7 protein-coding genes are annotated in these 8664 nt (G+C 70.4%); all 7 read left to right on the top strand.

Translation table 11 applies throughout. The features are described from left to right. On the top strand, positions 1-1074 hold a 1074-nt coding region (gene nuoF / locus VE614_RS03420; protein ID WP_324931686.1), incomplete at its 5' end, for an NADH-quinone oxidoreductase subunit NuoF. Then, positions 1071-3575: an NADH-quinone oxidoreductase subunit G gene (locus tag VE614_RS03415; protein WP_324931683.1), complete on the top strand. Its 2505-nt coding sequence runs from the start codon at positions 1071-1073 to the stop codon at positions 3573-3575. The genes nuoF and VE614_RS03415, both read left to right, overlap by 4 nt. Beyond that, entirely contained in the window at positions 3572-4933 is a 1362-nt protein-coding gene (nuoH, locus tag VE614_RS03410) for an NADH-quinone oxidoreductase subunit NuoH (protein ID WP_324931680.1), read from the top strand. The genes VE614_RS03415 and nuoH overlap by 4 nt, the downstream gene beginning before the upstream one ends. Then, a complete protein-coding gene (nuoI, locus tag VE614_RS03405) occupies positions 4926-5567 on the top strand; it encodes an NADH-quinone oxidoreductase subunit NuoI (RefSeq protein ID WP_324931677.1) in 642 nt (213 codons plus the stop codon). Before nuoH ends, nuoI begins: the two co-directional genes overlap by 8 nt. After that, the gene (locus VE614_RS03400; protein WP_324931674.1) at positions 5564-6406 is read left to right on the top strand and encodes an NADH-quinone oxidoreductase subunit J; all 843 of its coding nucleotides are present in this window, start codon (positions 5564-5566) and stop codon (positions 6404-6406) included. The genes nuoI and VE614_RS03400 overlap by 4 nt, the downstream gene beginning before the upstream one ends. Continuing rightward, positions 6403-6702, top strand: coding sequence for an NADH-quinone oxidoreductase subunit NuoK (gene nuoK, locus VE614_RS03395; protein WP_324931671.1), 300 nt, complete (start codon positions 6403-6405; stop codon positions 6700-6702). Before VE614_RS03400 ends, nuoK begins: the two co-directional genes overlap by 4 nt. Before the next feature lie 12 nt (positions 6703-6714). Continuing rightward, entirely contained in the window at positions 6715-8661 is a 1947-nt protein-coding gene (gene nuoL, locus VE614_RS03390; RefSeq protein WP_324931667.1) for an NADH-quinone oxidoreductase subunit L, read from the top strand. Positions 8662-8664: the final 3 nt, after the last annotated feature.

Here is an 8664-nt window from a genome sequence, read left to right as displayed (position 1 = left end):
GTCAACGCCGACGAGTCGGAGCCCGGGACCTGCAAGGACATCCCGCTCCTCTTCGCGAACCCGCACAGCCTCATCGAGGGCATCGTCATCGCGTGCTATGCCATCAGGTCGTCGCATGCCTTCATCTATCTGCGTGGTGAGGTCGTCCCCGTTCTGCGGCGGTTGCACGAGGCCGTGCGCGAGGCCTACGCGGCGGGCTACCTCGGCGAGAACATCCTGGGCAGCGGACTCGACCTCGAACTCACCGTGCACGCCGGCGCCGGCGCGTACATCTGCGGTGAGGAGACCGCGCTCCTCGACTCGCTCGAAGGCCGCCGTGGTCAACCGCGGCTGCGTCCCCCCTTCCCCGCCGTCGCGGGCCTCTACGCGTGCCCGACTGTCGTGAACAACGTCGAGTCGATCGCGTCGGTTCCCGCCATCATGAAGAACGGCAAGGACTGGTTCAGGTCGATGGGCAGCGAGAAGTCCCCGGGCTTCACGCTCTACTCGCTCAGCGGCCATGTCGCCAGCCCCGGCCAGTACGAGGCCCCGCTCGGCATCACCCTGCGCCAGCTGCTCGACATGAGCGGCGGGATGCGGCCCGGCCACCGGCTGAAGTTCTGGACGCCGGGCGGCTCCTCCACGCCGATGTTCACCGAGGAGCACCTGGACGTCCCGCTCGACTACGAGGGCGTCGGCGCCGCCGGTTCCATGCTCGGCACCAAGGCGCTCCAGTGCTTCGACGAGACGACCTGCGTGGTCCGCGCCGTCACCCGCTGGACCGAGTTCTACGCCCACGAGTCCTGCGGCAAGTGCACCCCGTGCCGCGAAGGCACCTACTGGCTGGTGCAGCTGCTGCGGGACATCGAGGCCGGCAAGGGCGCCATGAGCGACCTCGACAAGCTGGCCGACATCGCCGACAACATCAACGGCAAGTCCTTCTGCGCCCTCGGCGACGGTGCCGCCTCGCCGATCTTCTCCTCGCTGAAGTACTTCCGCGAGGAGTACGAGCAGCACATCACGGGCCGCGGCTGCCCCTTCGACCCGGCCAAGTCGACGGCCTGGGCCGATCACCGCACGGAGGTGAACGCATGACCGTGACCACCAGCGCTCCCTCCGGAGGAGGAGAGGCGGCGGTCCCGCCGGAAGACCTCGTCACGCTGACGATCGACGGCATCGAGATCAGCGTGCCCAAGGGCACCCTGGTCATCCGCGCCGCCGAACAGCTCGGCATCGAGATCCCCCGTTTCTGCGACCACCCCCTCCTCGACCCGGCCGGCGCCTGCCGCCAGTGCATCGTCGAGGTCGAGGGCCAGCGCAAGCCGATGGCGTCCTGCACGATCACGTGTACGGACGGAATGGTCGTGAAGACTCAGCTGACCTCACCGGTCGCCGAGAAGGCCCAGCACGGTGTGATGGAGCTGCTGCTCATCAACCACCCGCTGGACTGCCCGGTCTGCGACAAGGGCGGCGAGTGCCCGCTGCAGAACCAGGCGATGTCGCACGGCCAGGCCGAGTCCCGCTTCGAGGGCAAGAAGCGGACGTACGAGAAGCCGGTGCCGATCTCCACGCAGGTGCTGCTCGACCGGGAGCGGTGCGTGCTGTGCGCGCGCTGCACCCGCTTCTCCAACCAGATCGCCGGCGACCCGATGATCGAGCTGATCGAGCGGGGCGCACTCCAGCAGGTCGGCACCGGCGAGGGCGACCCCTTCGAGTCGTACTTCTCCGGCAACACCATCCAGATCTGCCCGGTCGGTGCGCTCACCTCGGCGGCGTACCGGTTCCGCTCCCGCCCCTTCGACCTCGTCTCCTCGCCGTCGGTGTGCGAGCACTGCTCGGGCGGCTGCGCCACCCGCACCGACCACCGGCGCGGCAAGGTCATGCGGCGGCTGGCCGCCTTCGACCCCGAGGTCAACGAGGAGTGGATCTGCGACAAGGGCCGCTTCGCGTTCCGGTACGCGCAGCAGCGGGACCGCCTGCAGACGCCGCTGGTGCGCAACGCCGACGGGGTCCTGGAGCCCGCGTCCTGGCCGGAGGCCCTGGAGGCCGCCGCTCAGGGGCTGCTGGCCGCGCGCGGCCGGGCCGGGGTGCTGACCGGCGGACGGCTCACCGTCGAGGACGCCTACGCGTACAGCAAGTTCGCGCGCGTGGCGCTCGACACCAACGACATCGACTTCCGCGCGCGCGTGCACAGCGGTGAGGAGGCCGACTTCCTCGCCGCGCGGGTCGCCGGCCGCGGCCGCGACCTGGACGGTACGGGCGTCACGTACACCGCCCTGGAGAAGGCCCCGGCGGTGCTGCTGGCCGGGTTCGAGTCGGAGGAGGAGGCGCCCGGCGTCTTCCTGCGGCTGCGCAAGGCCTGGCGCAAGCACGGCCAGCGGGTGTTCGCGCTGGCCACCCACGCCACCCGGGGTCTCGAGAAGGCGGGCGGCACCCTGCTGCCGGCCGCGCCCGGCACCGAGACCGAATGGCTGGACGCGCTCGCGAGCGGTGTCGGCCTGGCGGGCGGCGGCGCCGAGGCCGCCGAGGCGCTGCGCGCCGAGGGCGCGGTGATCGTCGTCGGCGAGCGGCTCGCCGCGGTCGCCGGGGGCCTCACCGCCGCCGTACGAGCCGCCTCGGCGACCGGTGCGCGGCTGGTGTGGATCCCGCGGCGGGCGGGGGAGCGCGGGGCCGTCGAGGCCGGTGCGCTGCCGTCGCTGCTGCCGGGCGGACGCCCGGCCACCGACCCGCGCGCGCGGGAGGAGGTCGCCGCCGTCTGGGGCCTGGCCCAGCTCCCGCACCGCCACGGCCGCGACACCGGCCAGATCGTGGAGGCCGCCGCCACCGGAGAGCTGCGGGCCCTGGTCGTCGCCGGCGTCGAGGCCGCGGACCTGCCCGACCCGCCGCGTGCGCGTGAGGCGCTCGCCGAGGTCGGCTTCCTGGTCTCGCTCGAACTGCGGCCCAGCGAGGTCACCGCCCACGCGGACGTCGTGCTGCCGGTCGCCGCGGTCGCCGAGAAGGCGGGCACCTTCCTCAACTGGGAGGGCCGGGTGCGCCTCTTCGAGGCCGCGCTCAAGCCCGACCAGATGACCCGGCGGCTCGCGCCCACCGACGCGCGCGTGCTCCAGATGGTCGCCGACGCCATGGACGTCCACCTCGGCCTGCCGGACCTGCGGACCGTGCGCGCTGAGCTGGACCGGCTCGGCGCCTGGGACGGCCCGCGCGCCACCGAGCCGCTGGAGACCGCGGGCGCCCTGCCCCGGCCGGCCGCCGGGGAGGCGGTGCTCGCCGGACACCGGCTGCTGCTCGACCAGGGCGTCCTCCAGGAGGGCGACGAGGCCCTGGCCGGCACCCGGCACGCCGCACACGCGCGCCTGTCGGCCGCCACCGCCGCCGAGGTCGGCGTCAAGAACGGCGACGCGCTCGCGGTGACCGGCCCCGCCGGAACCGTCGAACTGCCACTCCGGATCACCGAGATGCCCGACCGCGTGGTGTGGCTGCCGCTGAACTCCACCGGCGGCGGCGTCGCCTCCGACACCGGGGCGCTGCCCGGCTCCCTCGTCCGCATCGGCCCGGCCACGCTCGCGGCCGAGGCCCCCAAGGAGGTGGAGGCATGAGCCCGTACCTCGCCGCTGAAGACCTCTCGATGTTCGGCCATGACCCGTGGTGGCTGGTCGTGATCAAGGCGGTGTTCTGCTTCGCCTTCCTGATGGTGACCGTGCTGTTCTCCATCGTCTGGGAGCGCAAGGTCGTCGCCTGGATGCAGCTGCGCATCGGCCCCAACCGGCACGGCCCCTGGGGCATGCTCCAGTCGCTCGCCGACGGCATCAAGCTGATGCTGAAGGAAGACGTCATCGTCAAACGCGCGGACAAGGTGGTCTACGTCCTCGCGCCGGTCGTCGCGGCCATCCCGGCCTTCATGGCGATCGCGGTGATCCCCTTCGGCCCGGCCGGCAACGAGATCTCGATCTTCGGCCAGCGCACCACGATGCAGCTCACCGACCTGCCGATCGCGATGCTCTACATCCTCGCGGTCGCCTCGGTCGGCATCTACGGCATCGTGCTGGCGGGCTGGAGCTCCGGGTCGACGTACCCGCTGCTCGGCGGTCTGCGCTCGTGCGCGCAGATGATCTCGTACGAGATCGCCATGGGCGCCGCCTTCGCCTCGGTGTTCCTCTACTCCGGGTCGATGTCGACCTCCGCGATCGTCGAGGCGCAGGCGGACCGCTGGTACATCATCCTGCTGCCGGTCTCCTTCATCATCTACATCGTCACGATGGTCGGCGAGACCAACCGCGCCCCCTTCGACATGCCGGAGTCCGAGGGCGACCTGGTCGGCGGCTTCAACACCGAGTACTCGTCGATCAAGTTCGCGATGTTCATGCTCGCCGAGTACGTGAACATGGTGACGGTCTCGGCCGTGTCGGTGACCCTCTTCCTGGGCGGCTGGCGGGCCCCGTGGCCGGTCAGCACCTTCTGGGAGGGCGCGAACCACGGCTGGTGGCCGATGCTCTGGTTCACCGTCAAGGTGCAGCTGCTGCTGTTCTTCTTCATCTGGCTGCGCGGCACGCTCCCACGCGTCCGCTACGACCAGCTGATGAAGCTCGGCTGGAAGGTCCTCATCCCCGTCTCCGTGGTCTGGCTGATGCTCGTCGCCACCGTGCGGACGCTGCGGAACGAGAACTACGACTTCGCCGACATCGCCCTGTACGTGGGCGGCGGAGTGATCGCCCTGCTCCTCCTCTCCTTCGTCGCGGACTTCTTCCGCGACCGCGGCAAGGAGCACGAGGCCCCCGCCCCGGCCGCCGCCTTCGACCCGATGGCGGGCGGATTCCCCGTGCCGCCGATGCCGGGCCAGGAGCTGCCGCCGGTGCCGCGGCGCCACTCGCGCCGTGAGCGGGAGCTGATTGTCAGTGGCGGACCCGATACTCAGAGTGACGGATCGCTGGATGGAAAGGAGGCGTCCGATGGCTGAGGAGCCGAAGGAGACCAAGCCCGGTTTCCAGAACCCCGTGGCCGGCTTCGGCGTGACCTTCAAGGCCATGTTCAAGAAGCGGCTCACCGAGCAGTACCCGGAGCAGAAGAAGACCACCGCTCCCCGCTTCCACGGACGGCACCAGCTCAACCGCCATCCGGACGGCCTGGAGAAGTGCGTCGGCTGCGAGCTGTGCGCCTGGGCCTGCCCCGCCGACGCCATCTACGTGGAGGGCGCGGACAACACCGACGAGGAGCGCTACAGCCCGGGCGAGCGGTACGGGCGGGTGTACCAGATCAACTACGCCCGCTGCATCCTGTGCGGCCTGTGCATCGAGGCGTGCCCCACGCGCGCGCTGACCATGACCAACGAGTTCGAGCTGGCCGACTCCAGCCGCGCCAACCTCATCTTCACCAAGGAACAGCTGCTGGCCGGACTCGACGAAGGCATGGTCGACACTCCGCACGCCATCTACCCGGGGATGGACGAGCAGGACTACTACCGGGGCCTGGTGACGGAGGCCGCGCCCGGCACCGAGCGCCAGGTCGCCCACTCCAAGGGCGAGGTCGTCCAGGAGGCCGACTCCACCTTCGGCGGGACCGAACCGGCCTCGGAGAAGGTGATCGGCCGATGACCACGCAGCTCGCCGCCTACTCCACCTCCACCGGAGAGGCCGTCCAGTTCTGGGTCCTCGGCACGGTCGCGGTGATCGGCGCCCTGTGCACCGTCTTCATGAAGAAGGCCGTGCACAGCGCGCTCTGCCTGGCCGGCACGATGATCGTCCTCGCGGTGTTCTACCTCGCCAACGGCGCCTACTTCCTGGGCATCGTGCAGATCGTCGTCTACACCGGCGCGATCATGATGCTGTTCCTGTTCGTGGTGATGCTGGTCGGCGTCACCGCGGCGGACTCCCTGAAGGAGACCCTCAAGGGCCAGCGCTGGCTGGCCCTGCTGTGCGGCCTCGGCTTCGGCGTCCTGCTGATCGCCGGCATCGGCAACGCCTCGCTCACGGAGTGGGGCGGTCTCGGCACGGCCAACGCGGGCGGCAACGTGGAGGGCCTGGCGGCCCTGATCTTCACCAAGTACGTCTTCGCCTTCGAACTCACCGGCGCCCTGCTGATCACGGCCGCCGTCGGCGCCATGGTGCTCACCCACCGCGAGCGCACCGAGCGGGCCAGGACCCAGCGGGAACTGGCCGAACAGCGCGTCCGCGAGGGCAAGCACCTCCCGCCGCTGCCCGCCCCGGGTGTCTACGCCCGGCACAACGCGGTGGACATCGCGGGCCTGCTGCCCGACGGCACCCCGTCGGAGCTGACCGTCAACAAGACGCTGCGCGAGCGCGGCCAGATCAGGGACGTCTCCGCCGAGGCGCTGAACGACCTGCGGGCGCTGGAACAGCGCGCCGAGGAGCGCCTGGAGCGGACCGGGACCGAGCCGGCGGCCTTCAAGCGGACCGAGGAGGCGTCGAAGTGAGTCCCGTCAACTATCTGTATCTCGCGGCCCTGCTGTTCGCGATCGGCGCCACCGGCGTGCTGATCCGGCGGAACGCGATCGTGCTGTTCATGTGCGTGGAGCTGATGCTCAACGCCTGCAATCTCGCGTTCGTCGCCTTCTCCCGGATGCACGGCAACCTGGACGGCCAGATCATCGCCTTCTTCACGATGGTCGTCGCCGCCGCGGAGGTCGTGGTCGGGCTCGCGATCATCGTGTCGCTGTTCCGTGCCCGCCACTCGGCCTCGGTCGACGACGCCAGCCTGATGAAGCTCTAAGGGGTCGCTGAAGTGGAGAACTTGATTGCGCTGCTGATCGCGGCGCCCCTGCTCGGAGCGGCCGTCCTGCTGTGCGGCGGTCGGCGGCTCGACGCCGTCGGCCACTGGATCGGCACGCTGCTGGCGTTCGTCTCCTTCGCCCTCGGCGCGGTCCTCTTCGCCGACCTGCTGGGCAAGGACGCCGAGCACCGCACGGTCACCCAGCACCTGTTCAGCTGGATCCCGGTCGAGGGCTTCCAGGCGGACGTCGCCTTCCGCCTCGACCAGCTGTCGATGACGTTCGTCCTGCTGATCACCGGTGTCGGCTCACTGATCCACCTCTACTCGATCGGGTACATGGAGCACGACGAGCGGCGCCGCCGCTTCTTCGGCTACCTGAACCTGTTCCTCGCGGCGATGCTGCTGCTCGTCCTCGCCGACAACTACCTGCTGCTGTACGTCGGCTGGGAGGGCGTCGGTCTCGCTTCCTACCTGCTGATCGGCTTCTGGCAGCACAAGCCCAGCGCCGCCACGGCCGCGAAGAAGGCGTTCCTGGTCAACCGGGTCGGCGACGTCGGCCTGTCGATCGCGATCATGCTGATGTTCACCACGTTCGGCACCTTCGCCTTCGGGCCGGTGCTGAACAGCGTGGGCGAGACCTCCGAGGGCACGCTCACCGGCATCGGCCTGATGCTGCTGCTCGCCGCCTGCGGCAAGTCCGCCCAGGTGCCGCTCCAGTCCTGGCTCGGGGACGCGATGGAGGGCCCGACCCCGGTCTCGGCCCTCATCCACGCCGCGACCATGGTCACCGCCGGCGTCTACCTGATCGTCCGCTCCGGCGCCATCTTCAACGCGGCCCCCGACGCCCAGCTCGTCGTCACCATCGTCGGCGCGGTCACCCTGCTCTTCGGTGCGATCGTCGGTTGCGCGAAGGACGACATCAAGAAGGCGCTGGCCGGCTCGACCATGTCGCAGATCGGCTACATGGTGCTGGCCGCCGGTCTCGGCCCGATCGGCTATGTCTTCGCGATCATGCACCTGGTGACGCACGGTTTCTTCAAGGCCGGGCTGTTCCTCGGCGCCGGTTCCGTCATGCACGGCATGAACGACGAGGTCGACATGCGCCGCTACGGCGGCCTGCGCAAGTACATGCCGGTCACCTTCGTCACCTTCGGCCTCGGCTACCTCGCGATCATCGGCTTCCCGGGCCTGTCCGGCTTCTTCTCCAAGGACAAGATCATCGAGGCGGCGTTCGCCAAGGGCGGCACCGAGGGCTGGATCCTGGGCGGCTGCGCCCTGCTCGGTGCGGCCATCACGGCGTACTACATGACGCGCGTGATGCTGATGACGTTCTTCGGCGAGGAGCGCTGGCGCAACGCGCCGACGCCGTCCCCGGCGGAGCCGAGCGTCGAGCCCGCCGCCGAGACGCACGGCGAGCGCGCCGAACCGCACCCGCACGAGTCGCCCAAGGTCATGACGGTCCCGATGATCCTGCTGGCGGTCGGATCGGTCGCGGGCGGCGCGTTCTTCAGCATCGGCGACCGGTTCGTCCACTGGCTGGAGCCCATCACCGGGCACGACCACGGCCACCCGCCGATCAGCGCGGGTGTGGTCACCGGCGCCACCGTGGCGTGCATGGTGATCGGCGTCGCGATCGCCTGGGCGCAGTACGGCCGCCGCCCGGTCCCGGCCGTCGCCCCGCGCGGATCCCTGCTCACCCGGGCCGCCCGCCGCGACCTGCTCCAGGACGACTTCAACCATGTCGTCCTGGTCCGCGGCGGCGAGCACCTGACCCGGTCCCTGGTGTACGTCGACCACACCCTGGTCGACGGAGTCGTCAACGGCACGGCGGCCTCGGTCGGCGGCCTCTCCGGACGGCTGCGCCGCCTGCAGAACGGCTTCGCGCGGTCGTACGCGGTCTCGATGTTCGGCGGTGCGGCGATCCTGGTCGCCGCGACCCTGCTGATGAGGGCGGTCTGATAC

The organism is Streptomyces sp. (assembly GCF_035645055.1).
In the GTDB taxonomy this organism is placed as follows: Bacteria; Actinomycetota; Actinomycetes; order Streptomycetales; family Streptomycetaceae; genus Streptomyces.
This window is presented reverse-complemented; position numbering and strand designations above follow the sequence as displayed.